We start from the raw sequence: 16296 nt of genomic DNA on the forward strand, positions 1-16296 counted from the left end.
GCGCGAGGCAAGTTCGATATGTGACCCGGCCCCACGCGATGTCAGGCAGCGTTCCAGATTTGTCGCTTGTCGCGGACACGGAACTGACCGACGGCATCGGCCACACGTTCGGCCTCTTCCTCCATGCTGTGGGCGGCGGCGTTGCTTTCCTCGACCATGGCGGCGTTGCGTTGCGTGGTTTCGGCCATCTCGGTGATCGCGGAGTTGATGTGCCGCAGGTTCACGCTTTGCGTGGCGCTGGATTCGGTGATCTTGGCCGCCACACCGGAGGTTTCGCCGACCTGCGTCATGATCGCCGCCAGTGCCTTGCCCACGTCGTTGACCATTCGGACCCCCTTGGACACTTGCGTTTCGCTGGTCTTGATCAGTGCCTTGATCTGTTCGGCGGCCTCTGCCGAGCTTTGCGCCAGCGACCGCACCTCGTTGGCCACAACGGCAAAGCCCCGGCCATGTTCGCCGACACGTGCCGCCTCGACCCCGGCATTCAGCGCCAGAAGGTTGGTCTGAAACGCAATGTCGTCGATGATGCCGATGATCTTGGCAATCTCGCCAGAGCTTTTCTCGATCTCGTCCATCGCCGAGATGGCTTGCTGCACGACCTCGCCACCGCCTTGCGCCGCACTGTGGGTGCGACTGACCGAAGTGTTGAGGTCCTTCATAACGTTGGTCGTCGCCGAGATTGCGCCTGTCAGTTCATCCATCGCGGCAGCGCTTTCCTCAAGGCTGGCGGCCTGCTGTTCGGTGCGGCGCGCCAGATCGTCGGACGCGGCCCGGATTTCGGACGCGGTCGAGGCGATCTGGCTTGACCCGTCCAGAATCTGCCGGAACGTGTCGGACAGACTTTCGAAAGCACTGCGAAAGTCGCCTTCGATCTTGGAATATTCTGGGGGCAGCGGCGAGATGATGCCGGTCAGGTCACCGGCCGACATGCCGCCCAGCACCCGTCCGATCTGGTCAAGCACGGCAACGCGCTTTTCCTTGTCGACCTCGAAGATCCGCGAGACGGACAGGTCCATATCCAGCAGCGCCACCTTGACGAGCGTGCTGATCATCCGCGCTTCGCGCTGACGGCGGGGGGACAGACGTCCCAATCCGTCGGTCAGGATGGCGGTGATCATGTGTTCAAGGATGTTCGCATAGCCGCCGTTGTACCATTGCGGATCAAGGCCGATACGGGCGTGGATGTCGCCCACCCTCTGGGTTGCGGCATAATAGGTTTCGTTGATGCCTTTGGTGAACAGATCGCGCCAGTGTTTGGCTTGCGCGCGGCTTGCGCGTTCGACGGCGGCTTTGCTGGCAAAGTAGGTGGCCGTCTCGGGCGTCGAAGCCACATTCTCATAAAACTTCGCCAACGCTGTTTCCGCGAACTGGTCGAGGGTCTTGGCGATGGCTGAAAAATTTTCATCGTTTGGATTGATACGATAGAATTTCAGGCGCTTCTCAAGAGAAGCCGCTGCGCCGTCCTTGGCCATATGACGCTCCGTAATTGAACGATTCTGTGCCACATGCATAAATACAGGCGGTAAAGATCGATTTAACGGTGCAGATCTTAGCCGCGCGCCCCATGTTTCAGGATACGCGCCTTCTGGCGCTCCCAATCGCGCTTGGCCGAAGTCTCGCGTTTGTCGGCGTTCTTCTTGCCTTTGGCCACGCCCAGCTTCAGCTTCACAAAACCCCGGTCGTCGAAATACAGCTTCAGGGGCACGATCGTCATCCCCTCGCGGCCGACGGCATTCTTCAGCCGGCCCAATTCCTTGCGCGACACCAGCAGCTTGCGGCGGCGGCGTTCTTCATGGCCGAAGGTCTTGGCAGGCAGATATGGCGCGATGTAGCCGTTGATCAGCCACAACTCTCCGCCCTCGACCGAGGCATAGCTTTCGGCAATGTTCGAGCCACCTTGCCGCAGCGACTTCACCTCGGAGCCGAATAACATGATCCCGGCTTCCAGATCGGATTCGATGTGGTAGTCAAACCGCGCGCGGCGGTTTTCCGCGATGAGTTTTGAATTGGGGTCGGATTTCTCTACCATGATCGCTTGGAAATAGGCGAGGCGTGGCGGCAAGTCCAGACGCCAACTCCGGACGGGGAGGGCAAATGTTCGTACAGATCGCAGTGGGAAGCGGGCTGTTGTTGATCAACATCACCATGGCGGCCATCGCCGCGATGGTGCTGGAGGTGATTTTCGCCCGCGCGCACGGCTGGCTTTTGCGAGAACCGCACCGGCCCAAGCTGGTGGTGCTGGTGGCGGGCGTCTCTTTGTGGGTGTTGGGCGTGATCACGGCGGGCACCTGGGTCTGGGCGTTGGCCTATGACGCCCTGCATGTCTTTTCGACGCTGGATGACGCGGTCTATTTCAGTCTGGTCGCTTACACGACCCTCGGCCTGGGGGATGTGGTGCCTGCACCGGCGTGGCGTCTTCTGGCCGGGATGGAGGCGGCGAATGGCTTCCTGAACTTCGGCCTGCTGACCGCCCTGCTGATCGAGGCTTTGCGGCAAATCCGCATCAATCAAGTGGAACACAAGCGGCGGCACGACAGCCAGGCTGCGCCACGCTAGGCGGTCAGGTCGCCCCGGCATGGGCTAAAAGCCGAGCGGAGGGGCGGGCGGCTGGCACCGGGGGAAATGGGACGCCAGCCGGAATCTTGTGGCGGATCATCGGCGGTCACAGGCCCAGCCGGGCCGAGCGGCGGGTCAGGAAGGCACGCGCCTCGATCGAATCCATCCGGGGGAAGAAACTGTTGACCGGTGGACGACCCGCGCCGTCGATCACGCCCGGGCAGTGCAGCAGCACGCCAGAGTTGGCGAAGACGATTTCCTCATCGGCAAACAGGGGGGTGATCACCTCGACCTCGGCTTCAGGGAAGTGGCGGGTGATCAGGGCGTCGATGGTCATGGCAAAGGCGGGCAGCAGCACGAAGGGCGCGCCGTGGCAGGTTTCGTCGTCCAGCGTGTCTTTCAGGATGTGCTGGCCGGGCATCAGCAAGGTGTCGCTGCAGGCGTCATGGCAGCCACCGGGGATCAGGATCAGCGAGGTTTCCGGCTCGGGCCGCAGCGTGCGGCGATCGAGGCCAAGGATGCGCGACAAGCCGCCGTCCAGCGTCTGCACGGCATCGCCGATGCGCAGGCTGGCCACATCAGCCCAGCCGCTCGCGGTCTCCAGCAGGGTGCCGGCGACGAGGCCGGTGGTGACGGGCAGCGCCTGCGTCAGGCGGGGACGGGCGGCAACCTTGGTCAGGGCGGTGGTCAGCTTGGTGATGTCTTGCATGAACATGGTGAGTCCTCCGGGTGTGTGTTGCTTGATTAAGATCTGTGGCAGCCCCCGCTTCCATGTGCCCAATCAGCACCCGAATTTCGCCATTTTTTCGACGCGCCTGCGTCACGCCCATGTCATTGATGCGCATGGCGAAACGATCCGAGCGGAAAACCCGGTCGCTTCGCCATTCCGGCCGAAGATTAGCGTTTCGTTAAGCAACAATCGGCGCGTCCGGAGCGGGCTCTCAGCCGATTCGCCGCCGCGTCAGCAAAGCAAGGCCGCAGGTCACAATCATGGCCGAACCAAGGAGAGTCTGTGCATCAGGCCGCTCGCCAAAGGCCAGCACGCCGACGGCGAGGGCAAAGACCAGACGGGCGTAGCGGAACGGGGTGACGGCAGAGACCTCGCCGGTGCGCATGGCCTGGGTCAGGGCGGTGTAGCCCGCAATGCCAAAGCCGCTGGCGCCGGCCAGCAGAGCTGCGGTGCGAAGGGTCGGCAAGGCAGCGCCACCGGTCTCCGACAGGATCATCAGGCCGCTGACACCCAGCACGGTGAAGCCTGCGACCCCCAGTTGCGCGTTCGAGAGGGCAGGAGGCGCGGCGCGGGTGGCAAGGTCGCGCCCGGCAAAGCCCAGCATTCCGGTCAGCGCCAGAAGGCTGAGCGCCGAGAACCCGTCAAGACCGGGGCGCAGGATCAACAGAACCGCCAGAAAGCCCGCGACAATCAGCGCCCAGCGGAACGCTCCGACCCTCTCGTCAAACAGGATCGCGGCGCCCGGCACCACGACCAAAGGCGTGGCCTGCAGGATGGCCGAGGCGGTCGAAATCGGCGTCAGCGCGATGGCCAGGGCATAGAAAAGCCGCCCCACCACCTCAAAGCCCGAGCGGATCGCCATGGTGCGCGACAGCACGGCCCGTGGCAGCGGCGGCGCGCCGACGCGAAGCGCCATGGCCGAGAACCACAGGATCCCTGCGATGCCCTCGACCACCAGGACCTCGCCCAACGGCAACGAGCCTGCTGCGGCTTTCAGAAAGCCGTCCTCCAGCGCAAAGCCGGCCATCGAGCCCATCATCCACAGGCTGCCGCGCAAGTTGTCCGATGCCATGGCATATCCTTGGCGCTGGCCAAAGGGGTTGGCGGCGCGGTGGTGCAGGTAGGGTGGGGTTGTAACCCCACCCTACGGGGTCAAAGGATCCCGGCGAACTGCATGGCGGCCTTGATCCTGGCCTTGGTGCCCTCGGTCAGGGTCAAGAGGGGCAGCCGCACCTCTTCTTCGCACAAGCCCAGCAGGGACAGGCCATATTTCGCCCCAGCCAAACCCGGCTCGATGAAGATCGCCTCATGCAGCGGCATCAGCTTGTCTTGATATTCCAGGGCCTTGGCGAAATCGCCGCGCAGGGTGGCGTCCTGGAACTCGGCGCAGAGCCTGGGCGCCACGTTGGCGGTGACCGAGATGCAGCCCACCCCGCCATGCGCGTTGAAGCCCAATGCGGTGGCATCCTCGCCCGACAGCTGGATGAAGTCCTTGCCGCACGCGGCGCGCTGCTGGCTGACCCGCTCGATCTTGCCGGTGGCGTCCTTGACGCCGATGATGCGCGGCAGCTTGGCCAACACGCCCATCGTTTCGGGCGACATGTCGACGACCGAGCGGCCGGGGATGTTGTAGATCACGATCGGCAGCGCGCAGCAGTCATGCAGCGCGGTGAAGTGGGCGATCAGGCCCGCCTGGGTTGGCTTGTTGTAATAGGGCGTCACCACCAAAGCGGCATTGGCACCAACCTTTTCGGCATGGCGGATCAGGTCGATCCCCTCTGCCGTGTTGTTGGACCCCGCCCCAGCGATCACCGGAATGCGACCGGCGACCGCAGCGATCACCTCTTCCACGACCTGACGATGCTCGGCATGGCTGACGGTGGGGCTTTCGCCCGTGGTGCCCACCGGAACCAGCCCATGCGAGCCCTGTTCGATGTGCCATTCGACGAGTTTCTTGAGCGCCACCAGATCCAGCGCGCCGTTTTTGAACGGCGTGACCAGGGCAGGGAAAGACCCTTTGAACATGGCAACGTCTCCTCGGTTTGGGGGCGGGATCGCCCGAATGTGCGGCGTTGTCCTATACGCGCGCGAAGGTTTTGCCAAGCATGGGCAACAGGCCACCGATCACGCCATTTCGTATTGTGGCGCAGGGGTTGTTGCGGCAAACTTGGACCATGATCCGATTTGCCCCAGTTCTTCGCGCCCTGGCCCTTGTGGCAGGGCTGGCTGTCCTTCCGGCTTTGGCCTTTGACACCAAGGAAATCAGTGCCTTGCAGGCAGCGCAGGCGCTTGCCGACCATCAGGATTGGCAAGGGGCACAGGCCGCCGCGATGGCCGCCGGTCCGGTTGGGGCCGATGTGATCGAATGGCAGCGTCTGCGCGCCGGCGACGGGCTGTTGGGGGACTACGAGGCGTTTCTGGCCCGCCATCCCGATTGGCCCGGCCTGCCGTATCTCAAGACCGCAGGAGAGGCGGCGGTGGCACGGGCGCAGGACCCGGCGCGGGTTCTGGCGTATTTCGGCAACGATGCCCCGCAAACGGCGGCCGGAGCTTTGGCTTTGCTGCAGGCGCTGGAGGCCTCCAACCGCCATGCCGACGCTGTGAGCGTGGCGACGCAGGCTTGGACGACGCTGAAATTCTCGGCTGACGAGCAAAGCCAGATCCTGGGAATTTATGCCAAGGATCTGAAAGTGGCGCATGAGGTCCGGCTGGACCGCATCCTGTGGGACGGTGGCCGCGCGGATGAAGCGCAGCGGATGTTGCCTTTGGTATCAAAGGATTGGGCGGCGCTGGCTGCGGCGCGGATGGCCTTGCGGGCCGACAAGCCTGGCGTGGCGGCCTTGGTTTCGGCGGTGCCGGCAGGGTTGAGGGATGACGCCGGTCTGGCCTATGAGCGCTTCCTGTTCCGGATGCGGCATGACAGCTACGCCGACGCGGCGACGCTGATCATCGACCGCTCTGCCTCGGCCAAAAGGCTGGGCGACCCGGCGGCATGGGCCGACAAACGTGCCAGTCTGGCGCGCTATCTGATGCGCAGCGGCGATGCCAAGACTGCCTATCAGGTGGCCTCCTCGCATCAACTGACGGAGGCCAGCGCGGCGGGCGATCTGGAATTTCTGAGCGGTTACATCGCTTTGCGCAAGTTGTCTGACCCCGCGCGGGCGTTGAAGCACTTCGGTCGGCTGATGGGGGCCACCACGCCCATCAGCCAGTCGCGGGCGCTCTATTGGATGGGGCGCGCCTATGAGGCTTCGGGCGACAAGGCCAAGGCGCAAAGTGCCTTCAGCCAGGCCGCGCGGTTCCAGACTTCGTATTACGGCATGCTGGCGGCCGAGCGGTTGGGCCTGACGCTGGATGCCAGCCTTCTGTCGAACGCGCCGCCGCCGGGCAACTGGAAGACGGCGAGCTTTGCCAAATCCTCGGTTCTGGAGGCGGCGGTGCGGATGGCGGCGGCGGGCAATGAACAGCTTTCGGCGCGGTTCCTCTTGCATCTGGGCGAAAGCCTGTCTGATCAGGACCTTGGCACGCTGGCCGCCTTGTCCTTGAAAATGCAGCAATATCGGTCTGCCATGCTGATCGCCAAAGCGGCGGCAGAACGCGGGGTGATCCTGCCGGGCGCCTATTTCCCGGTGCCTGACATGGTGCCCGACCATCTGGCCGTCAGCCGCGCACTGGCCCTGTCGATCGCCCGCCGCGAGTCCGAGTTCGACCCCGAGGCGCGCAGCTCGGCCGGGGCTTTGGGGCTGATGCAGCTGCTGCCGGGCACGGCAGCCAAGGTTGCCAAGGATCAGGGCCTGACCTATTCGCCGGGCAAACTCGCCTCCGATCCGGTGTACAATGCGACGCTGGGGGCGGCTTATCTCAAGGAAATGGTTGATGAATTCGGCCCGGCGGTGACGCTGATCGCCTCGGGCTACAACGCCGGGCCAAGGCGCCCGCGCGAGTGGATTGCGGCCTTCGGCGACCCGCGTCTGGCAGGCACCGATCCGGTGGACTGGGTCGAGAACATCCCCTTCAACGAGACGCGCACCTATGTGATGCGCGTGGCCGAAGGCGTCGTGATCTACCGCGCCAAGCTGCGCGGCTCTGTCGGGCCGGTGAACATCACGGCCGAGTTGACCGGCCACTAGGGCTTGAGCCAGACCCCCAGATCGACCTTGTGACCGGTGCCAAGATCAAGGCCCGTGACCTTTGCCAAGGCTTCGGTGCCGGCCGGCGGCGTCGCTCCGGGCAGCGCCACAACGTGGCATCCCGGCGTTGCCAAGGTGGCAGGGATGTTCGCAATATCTTGAAATTGCACGCGATTGTTGGTCAGGAACACCAGGGATGGTTCGGCATAGCCGGCCACGCTGAAGGTGCAATCCGGATGCGCTGCGGCGAGGGCCGCCAAGGGGCGGGCGGGCCACAGTGGGGCAATGCCGGCCAGCGTTGGATAAAGTGCCGCGTTCAGTGCCAGTCCGCCCGCAGCCAGGGTCAGGCCAAGGCGCACCGCGTCTGACCCGCGCGCGGCCCACACGATCAGCCCGCCCGAGGCCAGAACGGCCACTCCTGCCAGCCAGAACCCGAGCGGCAGGCTGACCCCCATCTGCCCCGCCTGCCAGACCAAACCCCCCAGCAGCGCCAGTGGCAACAGACCCGGCAGGACAACCGGCCACAGCGCGCTGCGGCCCTTGTTTTGCCAAGCGTACCCCAGAAGTAGCGCCAAGGCCGGATAGGTTGGCAAGGTATAGTGGACCAGCTTGGTCGCCGTCAGTTCAAACACCAGCCAGGCCGGCACCAGCCACAGCAGGGCAAACCGCACCACCGGGTCCCGCCGCCCGCGCCAGATCGCTGGAATCGCCGCTGCCAGCGGCATGGCCGCGGGCCAGAAGGTCAGCCACATCGCCGCCAGATAGGACCCGGGCGGCGCGCCGTGATTCTCTTGCCCGCTGGCCAGCTTTTCGAACATGTCCCGGCCCAAAGAGGCGCTCCAGAACGCGCCATGGCTGATCCACGTGATGGCAAGGAACCATGGCGCCACCAGAACGACCAGCAGCACAAGGCCCGGGAGCGGACGCAAGGCCCGCCAGAGCGACAGGTCGCGGCGGATAAGGCATTGGCCCAGAAGGGAAAAGGCTATCACCATCGGGCCGATCGGACCCTTGATGAGGATCGAGGCCGCCAGCACCGCCCAAAAGCCCAAGGCCAGCGGCAAAGCCAGACGCCCGCCCGACAGGGCCCGGGCCAGCCCATAGTGGCAAAGCGCCACCGTGGCCAGCAAGGTGGCATCAGTCTTGGCCAGATGCGCCTCGGCGCCCAGCATCAGGCTGGCGGCAAGCGCCACGGCGGCCAGAAAAGCCGCCTCGGGCCGCAGGAAAAGCCTTGCGGTGGAATGGGTTGCGCCGACGGCGATCAGGGCGGCCAGCAGGCTGACCAACCGGTAGGTCCAGATCTGTTCCGGCGCCCCGGTGATCGCGGCGGCAGCCGCTTGCGCCCAATAGATCCCGACCGGCTTCTTGTAGCGCGTTGCATCGCCGAAATGGATGTCGACGAAATCACCCGAGGCCAGCATCTGTCGCGAGGCCTGCGAAAACAGCACCTCATCGCGGTCCACCGGCGGCAGGGTGAAAAACCCCGGCATCGCCAGAAGCGCCATGAACAGCATGGCCAGCCAAATTCCGCGCCCTTGCGCCACCTGCCGCTGAATGAAGCTCATCCTGCCCTAACCCTTTGAGTGCGCTGCATTAACCCTGCAAGATCCGGCATCTGCCCTGTGGTTTTCCCGTCGGTCTTGCGTAGGGTATCCGTCGTTCTTTTGTAACTCCAACGTTGTGGTCAGATCCCGTTAACCCACACGTCGCGACCCCTGCGCTTTCATCCTTGTCCAAATATCCCACAGGGGGGACCGGGGGGACGTGAAGTCCCCCCGGCGCGGGGGGATCGGGGGGCGGCGCAGCCCCCCGAGGCCGGGGCCGCCGCGCGCTTCAGCCGTTCTCGCGCAGGATCGACCCGGCCAGATAGAGCGAGCCGCAGATCAGCACGCGGGCCTGGGGGGAGGTGGCTGCGATGCCGGCCAGGGCCTCGGCGACCGATGCGGCCACATTTGCCGGGATGCCGGCGGCGCGGGCGGCGTCGCGCGTGGCCTCGGCCGGCAGGGTATTCTTTTCGCCGGGGATTGAGACGGCGTGCAGCGCGGTGGCTTGGGTCGCCAAGGGCACCATGTAGCCGCGCACGTCCTTGGTGTTGAGCATGCCGCAGATCAGATGCGTTTCGCGCTCGGGCATCCGGGCGAGGGTGGCGGCGATGGCCTGACCGCCGGCGGGGTTGTGGCCGCCGTCGAGCCAGAGTTCCACCTGCGGGGCCGAAGTCACCAGCGGCCCCTTGCGCAGGCGCTGCATGCGGGCGGGCCAGACGGCCTGGGTCACGGCCGCCTCGCAGGCGGCGTTGGACAGGCCAAGATGGCGCAGCGCGGTCAGGGCGGCACCCGCGTTCTGGATCTGGTGCGGCCCGGGCAGGTTGGGCAGCGGCAGGTCCAAAAGGCCACGGTCGTCCTGATAGACCATGCGGCCGTGTTCTTCATGGACATGCCAGTGTTGGCCATAGGCCAGAACCGGGGCGCCAAGCCGCAGGGCGCGGGCCTCGATGACGGCCAGCCCGGCCTCGTCCTGCGGGCCGACGATCACCGGCACGCCGCGCTTGATGATGCCGGCCTTTTCGAAGGCGATTTCGGGCAGCGTTTCGCCCAGATATTGCTGATGGTCGATCGACACCGGTGTGATGATGGTCAGGGCAGGACTGTCCACCACGTTGGTGGCGTCCAGACGCCCGCCAAGGCCCACCTCCAGCAGGGTATAGTCGGCCTTCACCCGCGAGAAGGCGAGGAAGGCGGCGCAGGTGGTGATTTCGAAGAAAGTGATCTCTCCGGCACCATTCTTGCGCACGCATTCGTCCAGCAAGTCGGTCAGCGCCGCTTCGGAGATCAACGCTCCGGCGAGCCGGATGCGTTCGTGGAAATAGGCCAGATGCGGCGAGGTATAGGCATGGGCGGACAGGCCCGAGGCTTCCAGACCCGCCCGGATCATCGCCTGGGTGGAGCCTTTGCCATTGGTGCCTGCCACGTGGATCACCGGGGGCAAGTGGCGTTCGGGGTTGCCAAGGGCCGCCAGCAGGCGGTGCACGCGGTCAAGCGTCAGGTCGATGACTTTCGGGTGGAAGGTCATCATCCGGTCAAGGATCATGTCAGAGGTGGTCATTTCGCCTCGGGTTTGGACGGCGCGGATTTGGCGGCGGGCTTGGCAGCGGCGGTCACCGCCGCGTCGGGCGCGGGCAGGTCGCCCTTGATGGCCGGGGGCAGGCCCTGCAGCATGCGCAGGATGGTGGTCAGTTCCTCGCGCATCGCCTTCCTGTGGGTGACGCGGTCCAGCATGCCGTGATCCAGCAGGTATTCGGCGCGCTGGAAGCCTTCGGGCAGTTTCTCGCGGATGGTCTGTTCGATGACGCGGGGGCCGGCAAAGCAGATCAGGGCGTTGGGTTCGGCAATCTGCACATCGCCCAGCATGGCATAGCTTGCGGTCACGCCGCCGGTCGTCGGATGGGTGAGGACGACGATATAGGGCAGACGCGCCTCGCGCAGCATTTGCACGGCGACGGTGGTGCGGGGCATCTGCATGAGGGACAGGATGCCCTCTTGCATGCGCGCGCCACCGGCCGAGCAGAACACAACCATGGGGCGCTTGTGCTTCACCGCCGTCTGGGCGCCGACGATCATGGCGTTGCCGACGAACATGCCCATTGAGCCCGCCATGAAGGCGAAATCCTGGGCCACGGCGACGATGGGGGTGCGGTTGATCTCACCCTCGGCCACGACCATGGCGTCGCGTTCGCCGGTGGCCTTCTGGGCGGCTTTCAGACGGTCGGGGTATTTCTTCTGATCGCGGAAGTGCAGCGGGTCGACGAGGGGTTCGGGCACCTTCACCTCGACGAAGATCCCGCCGTCGAACAGCGCCTTGAAGCGGTCGCGCGGGGTGATCGCCATGTGGTGATCGCAATTGGTGCAGACATTCAGATTGTCTGCCAGTTCGCGGTGAAACAGCATGGTGCCGCACTCGGGGCACTTGGTCCACAGATTGTCCGGGGTCTCGCGCCGGGAAAACAGCGAGTTGATCTTGGGACGGACGTAGTTGGAGATCCAGTTCATCGGCTGGCCTTTCGGTCGCTCATTTCCGCCCCGAGATAGTCCTCGGCGGGGTGAATTGCAATCACTGCCTCGCAACGAGGGACGCGGGCCGGGCGTAGGCAAAGCTTGATTGCCGGCATCCCCGCCGTTAACCCTTGGCGCAGGGTTTGGCCCGGTCAGGGAACAGTCATGCCGATTGCCGCGAGGGTGCGCCGATGTCTTCCGTTTGTGCTGCTGGCGCTGGCGGCCTGCGATGACGACTTTGGCATGGGCGGGATGCATGCGACGACGGTTCTGAACGGGGCGCTGAACATCGTGGCGCCGCAGGGCTATTGCATTGATCCCAAGGCCTCGGTGGCGCATGGCGATGCGGTCACGGTTCTGATGGGGCGCTGCACGGCGCGGGGCGGGGTGGCGGCAGCGGTGGTGTCGATCACGGCGGGTCCGCCGGCCTCGGCCGGGGTCTTGCTGGCGGGGCCGGATGAATTGGCCAAGTTCTTCTCGTCGTCCGCAGGGCGGCGGGTTCTGGCGCGTGACGGGGTCGGCGGGCATGTGGTGGTGATGCAGGCGCTGGTCGATGACGGGATCCTGCTGTTGCATGTGAACGACAAGACGGCGGGCGAATACTGGCGCGCGATCACGGCGATCAAGGGGCGGCTGGTGACGGTGTCCGCCTCGGGGGCGGAGGGGGCGCCCTTGACGCCCGCGCAGGGGCTGAAGCTGGTGCGCGATGAACTGGGGTTGTTGAGCCGGGGCAACCCGGACAGGGCCATCCCGGCACCAAAGGTCTAAGGGGGTGGAACCTTTAAGGAAATGGCGCGATAAGAGAATCGCTTTCCCCATGTTGGCCTTTCTTTGGTGACCCCCGAACTGCAGGACAGATTGCGAATGGCGCGCCGGTTTTCGAGCTTTCTTGAAACGCTGTTGTACAAGCGCAGCCTGAAGCGCTGGACGGCGGCGGGCGCTGCGGCCCCCGAGGTCGATCTGGAAACGCTGCGCGGCTGGCGGGGGCGGGCGCGCAGTTTGCGGCGCACGCTGGATCAGGTGATCCATGAGGCGGATTACCGGCTGGCGCTGCCGATCATCGGGTCCAACGTGATCCGCAAGCCGATGGGAACGGATTGGGTCTGGCGGCCCAGCCTGTGGAAGGGCTCTTTGCCGTCGCCCGGCATGGCCTCGGTCCCCGGCAAGATGCAGATCTGCGAGGGGGCTACGATCTTTCACGACTGCCGCAAGTCAGAGCTGACGGTGCGCCAGATCCGCAACACGCGTGAGGTGGATATTGCGCCGTTTGGCGTGCGTCTGGATGTGTTCCGCTTTGACGGCTCTTTCCTGTCCTTGGTGCTGGATTTGCCGGAAGAGGCGGCGCGGGGGTTGAAGCTGCGCCACCTGATCCGGCTGGATCTGATCGTCGAGATGGAAAAGCCGCTGGAAATCTTCGCGCGGCTGAACATCAAGCACGGCCCGAATGTCGAGCAACTGGTGCGCGAAGTGCCGCTGAATGCCGATGAGGCGATGGTGGAATTCGATCTGGCCTATTCCAAGCTGAACGAAAAGCGGGTGGAAAAGCTGTGGGTCGATCTGATCTTCGAGGGGCCCGAGATGAACGAAGTGATCCTGCGGGATGTGACCCTGTCGCGTCGCCCCCGCGCGGAACTGTGAAGCCCGACCTGAGACGGAGGAAGATGCGATGGACGTGACGCTGACCAAGACCCGCATCCGCGCCGGCTGGTGGGAGGGTGTGCTGACCGGGGCGGACGCCGCCCCAGAGTTGGAGGTGACCCTGCTGGGCAACACCATCAAAGGGGTCACGGTTACGCCCGTCGCCGGGGCCAGCGGCGAATTCGCCGTGCGGGTTCCGGTGTCGCCAGAGGTGTTGAGCGACGGGGTGCAGACCTTTCTGATCCGCCAGAAGGGGGGCGAAACCCTGGCCCATTTCACCATCGTGACCGGGATTGCGATGGAGGATGACCTGCGCGCCGAACTGGATCTGCTGCGTGCCGAACTGGATATGCTTAAGCGCGCCTTTCGCCGGCACTGCGTGGAAACCGCGCCATGAGGGCTGCGGGTTTCGGGCGCTGCGGTGGCGTTTTTGACCCCGGCTTGTTTCCCCAACTTGAACGATAGGTCATAATACCGCGGAAGTGTCTCCTCCGTGCCGCGATCCTGCCAGAATTCACGATCAATCCTTGTTGAAACAACCCGACTTCCTGCCTGGGGATCAACAATGGACCGACTGACAGAAATGGAAGCCTTCGCCACCGTGGTGGATCAAGGAGGCTTTACGGATGCTGCCAAGAAGATGGGCATATCCAAATCGGCCGTGTCCAAGCACGTCTCGGCGCTTGAGGCGCGACTGGGGGCGCGGCTTTTGAACCGCACCACGCGGCGCGTCTCTCCGACCGAGATTGGACTGGCCTATTACGACCGTGCGCGGCGCGTGCTGAACGATGCGGGGGAGGCGGATGCGCTGGTCACCTCGATGCAGTCGGCGCCTTCGGGGCTGCTGAGGATCAGCGTGGCGACGGATTTCGGCGTCAACCTGCTGTCGCCGATCCTGGGGGATTTCCTGCTGGAATATCCTGACATTACCGTCAACATGGTGCTGAACAACCGCTATGTCGAACTGATCTCGGAAGGGTTTGACATGGCCATTCGGGTGGGCGATCTGGAGGACAGCAGCCTGCGGGCGCGGCGTCTGACGGATACGGCCAAGAAGATGATCGGCGCGCCGGCCTATTTCCAGAAATTCGGCCGGCCGATGAAGATTGACGATCTGAACGAGCACAAGCTTCTGCATTATTCCAATCAGGCCAATGGCAATGTCTGGAAGGTGATCGCCCCGTCGGGGGAGAAGCGGCAGGTGCGCACGGCGGGCTGGCTGACGGTGAATGATGGGCAAAGCCTGTTGAATGCCGCGATTTCGGGCCTGGGGATCGCCTATCTGCCCTCGTTCCTGTATGCCGATGCGATGAAGCAGGGGCTGGTCGAAGAGGCCATTCCGGGGCTGCCGGTGGAAGTGCAGGGGATTTACGCGGTCTATCCGCCGGGCCGCTTCACCCAGCCCAAGGTGCGGGCCTTCATCGACTTTCTGGCCCGGCAGTTCATGGAAAAGGGCCCCGACAACTGGTGAGCCGCTGCAAGGGCAGAGGCTATGGGGTCAGCATGACCTCGACCCTTCGGTTTTTGGTGCGGCCTTCGGGGGTTTCGTTGCTGGCGCGGGGGGCGAGGTAGCCGGCCCCCTGGGCGTCGATCCGGGCGGGGTCGGCGGCGAATTTGGCGACAAGGGCCGCGCGCACGCTTTGCGCCCGCTGGCGCGACAGGCTGATGTTGGAGGCCAGCGTGCCCGAGGCATCGGTGTGCCCGACCAGGGTCACGCTGCGCGTCGGGTTGACGGCGAGCCAGCCGGCGAGGGATTTGAGCGAGGCGTAGTCCTTGTCTTCCAGCACCGCGCTGCCGGAATCGAAGATCAGGTCATCCAGCGCCACCGCGCCATCGGCCAGCAGGGTCTGGCCGAAGGCGTCTGGCGCGGGCGGCGTGAGCGCCGGGGCCGTGGGGGGCGGAGCGGCGGCGGTGCTGGGCAGGCCGGTGATGGTGGTGACCTGGACAAAACCGGTGTCGGCGGAGCGGCTGACCAGCAGGGCCACAAGGTCAGGGCCATCGGGGGCGCTGCGTTCGGCGGCGACATAGCGGAAATCGCCAAGGTCGACGTGCATCTGCGGTTCGGGCAGGACATTCATGCCATAGCGGAAGTCAAAGCCGCCGCAGGCCGAGGTGTCGCATTGGTAAAGCGTCTTGTAGCCCTCTTGTTGCAACTGGGTCAGCAGGGGGGTGATCAGTTGCAGCGTGGTCAGGCGCTGGCCATCCATCCGGTAGGCGCGCTGGTCGATGGACCCGGTGCCCTGACGCAGGGGCAGGGAGCCACCGCGGAAGGGGCCGATGGGCAGGCCGAGGGTCGAGGGGCTGTCGCCCCAGCCGCCGATCTGCGAGGCGGGCGCCGGCATGTCGAGGTGGGGTGCGGCCTGCGCGGGCAGGGCCACACAAAGCGCCGCGAAGGCGGTGGGAAGGAAACGGCGGCTCACTGCTCTGCCTTTGCGGCTTATCTGGCTCGGTAGTGGTAGTTTCCCACAACCTGCATTCCAAGGGAAGCATAGAGGGCACGGGCGCCTGTGTTGGCCTCGGTCACGGCCAAAGCCAGCCGATCCGCGCCGTTTTCCACCGCCCAAAGGGCTGCGGCACACAGGATCTGACGGGCGGCGCCCTGGCGGCGCAGGGCGGGGCGGACTTCAAGCGCGTGGATCAGGGCGGTGTCGTCGTGCAGGGCGACGAAGGCTATGGCCGAGGGTTTGTCGGCGGTGCGGCCCAGAATGGCGGTCTTGCGACCGGCCACGCGCGCCATCACGGCGAGGCGCCCGGGGCCGATATGCCCCTCGGCCCAGATGTCGCGGGCGATCTGCATGGGCGGCCAGTGCGGGAAGGTGGTCATGCGGGCGGGCGGCGCGAAGGCCGAGACCGGGGCGGCATAGGCCAGAACCGGGTCGATCTTTCCGTAACCCCGGGCGGCGAGGGCGGTATCCAGCGCCTCGTCCCAGGGCCAGATCACGAAGAGCGGGTCCTGACCCAAGGCCTGCATCGCCGCCTCGGCGGTGATCAGGTCGGCGTCGTGCCAATCGCCCTCGGCACTGGCGGCGCTGACCCTTTTGCCGCCGCCCCGCCCCTCGCGGATGGCCCAGGGGCCGTGGCGGGTGGCGGCGGCGGGTGGCCAGGTCGCCTCCATCGCTGCGGCGAAGTCGCTTGGGCTGAGAGGGGCAGAACTGAGAGGGGCAGAACTGAGAGGGGCAGGACTGAGAGGGGC

16 protein-coding genes are annotated in these 16296 nt (G+C 65.2%); 6 read left to right on the forward strand and 10 right to left on the reverse strand.

Annotation, left to right across the window (positions count from 1 at the left end; translation table 11 throughout):
• Positions 1–41: 41 nt before the first annotated feature.
• Entirely contained in the window at positions 42–1472 is a 1431-nt protein-coding gene (locus AC1Y2B_RS19185; RefSeq protein WP_482254729.1) for a methyl-accepting chemotaxis protein, read from the reverse strand.
• Between the two features lie 77 nt (positions 1473–1549).
• Complete coding sequence (smpB, locus tag AC1Y2B_RS19190) at positions 1550–2029, reverse strand: SsrA-binding protein SmpB (protein ID WP_482254768.1); 480 nt, start codon at positions 2027–2029, stop codon at positions 1550–1552.
• A gap of 65 nt (positions 2030–2094) precedes the next feature.
• On the opposite strand from smpB, the gene AC1Y2B_RS19195 reads away from it, so the two are divergent.
• On the forward strand, positions 2095–2556 hold the full coding sequence (locus AC1Y2B_RS19195) for a potassium channel family protein (protein WP_482254730.1): 462 nt from the start codon (positions 2095–2097) through the stop codon (positions 2554–2556).
• 106 nt (positions 2557–2662) lie between these two features.
• Here the strand turns inward: AC1Y2B_RS19195 and AC1Y2B_RS19200 are convergent, their stop codons facing one another.
• The 3 genes from AC1Y2B_RS19200 to dapA all read right to left on the reverse strand — a co-directional run bounded on the left by AC1Y2B_RS19200 (position 2663) and on the right by dapA (position 5311).
• Positions 2663–3271 carry a Hint domain-containing protein gene (locus tag AC1Y2B_RS19200; protein WP_482254731.1) on the reverse strand — a complete coding sequence of 203 codons (609 nt, stop codon included), beginning with the start codon at positions 3269–3271 and terminating at the stop codon, positions 2663–2665.
• A gap of 226 nt (positions 3272–3497) precedes the next feature.
• Positions 3498–4358, reverse strand: a complete 861-nt coding sequence (locus AC1Y2B_RS19205; protein ID WP_482254732.1) for a DMT family transporter — start codon at positions 4356–4358, stop codon at positions 3498–3500.
• Positions 4359–4438: 80 nt separating this feature from the next.
• Complete coding sequence (dapA, locus tag AC1Y2B_RS19210; RefSeq protein WP_482254733.1) at positions 4439–5311, reverse strand: 4-hydroxy-tetrahydrodipicolinate synthase; 873 nt, start codon at positions 5309–5311, stop codon at positions 4439–4441.
• 149 nt (positions 5312–5460) lie between these two features.
• On the opposite strand from dapA, the gene AC1Y2B_RS19215 reads away from it, so the two are divergent.
• Complete coding sequence (locus AC1Y2B_RS19215) at positions 5461–7416, forward strand: lytic transglycosylase domain-containing protein (RefSeq protein WP_482254734.1); 1956 nt, start codon at positions 5461–5463, stop codon at positions 7414–7416.
• On the opposite strand, the gene AC1Y2B_RS19220 is transcribed toward AC1Y2B_RS19215, so the two are convergent.
• From AC1Y2B_RS19220 to accD, 3 genes are all read right to left on the reverse strand, one after another.
• On the reverse strand, positions 7413–8981 hold the full coding sequence (locus AC1Y2B_RS19220) for an ArnT family glycosyltransferase (protein ID WP_482254735.1): 1569 nt from the start codon (positions 8979–8981) through the stop codon (positions 7413–7415). The two genes, AC1Y2B_RS19215 and AC1Y2B_RS19220, sit on opposite strands and share 4 nt — an antisense overlap.
• 268 nt (positions 8982–9249) lie before the next feature.
• Entirely contained in the window at positions 9250–10518 is a 1269-nt protein-coding gene (locus AC1Y2B_RS19225) for a bifunctional folylpolyglutamate synthase/dihydrofolate synthase (protein ID WP_482254736.1), read from the reverse strand.
• Entirely contained in the window at positions 10515–11462 is a 948-nt protein-coding gene (gene accD / locus AC1Y2B_RS19230) for an acetyl-CoA carboxylase, carboxyltransferase subunit beta (protein ID WP_482254737.1), read from the reverse strand. Before accD ends, AC1Y2B_RS19225 begins: the two co-directional genes overlap by 4 nt.
• Before the next feature lie 168 nt (positions 11463–11630).
• On the opposite strand from accD, the gene AC1Y2B_RS19235 reads away from it, so the two are divergent.
• From AC1Y2B_RS19235 to AC1Y2B_RS19250, 4 genes are all read left to right on the forward strand, one after another.
• Complete coding sequence (locus AC1Y2B_RS19235) at positions 11631–12233, forward strand: hypothetical protein (protein WP_482254738.1); 603 nt, start codon at positions 11631–11633, stop codon at positions 12231–12233.
• Positions 12234–12329: 96 nt separating this feature from the next.
• The gene (locus tag AC1Y2B_RS19240; protein WP_482254739.1) at positions 12330–13103 is read left to right on the forward strand and encodes a DUF6478 family protein; all 774 of its coding nucleotides are present in this window, start codon (positions 12330–12332) and stop codon (positions 13101–13103) included.
• Positions 13104–13131: 28 nt separating this feature from the next.
• On the forward strand, positions 13132–13500 hold the full coding sequence (locus tag AC1Y2B_RS19245; protein ID WP_482254740.1) for a hypothetical protein: 369 nt from the start codon (positions 13132–13134) through the stop codon (positions 13498–13500).
• Positions 13501–13668: 168 nt separating this feature from the next.
• Positions 13669–14574, forward strand: coding sequence for a LysR family transcriptional regulator (locus tag AC1Y2B_RS19250; RefSeq protein WP_482254741.1), 906 nt, complete (start codon positions 13669–13671; stop codon positions 14572–14574).
• A 19-nt stretch (positions 14575–14593) separates the two neighbouring features.
• Here the strand turns inward: AC1Y2B_RS19250 and AC1Y2B_RS19255 are convergent, their stop codons facing one another.
• Both AC1Y2B_RS19255 and AC1Y2B_RS19260 read right to left on the reverse strand, forming a co-directional pair.
• Positions 14594–15523, reverse strand: a complete 930-nt coding sequence (locus tag AC1Y2B_RS19255) for an OmpA family protein (RefSeq protein ID WP_482254742.1) — start codon at positions 15521–15523, stop codon at positions 14594–14596.
• Positions 15524–15540: 17 nt separating this feature from the next.
• Positions 15541–16218, reverse strand: a complete 678-nt coding sequence (locus AC1Y2B_RS19260; RefSeq protein ID WP_482254743.1) for a GNAT family N-acetyltransferase — start codon at positions 16216–16218, stop codon at positions 15541–15543.
• Positions 16219–16296 lie beyond the last annotated feature (78 nt).

Source organism: Stagnihabitans sp. (assembly GCF_964946895.1).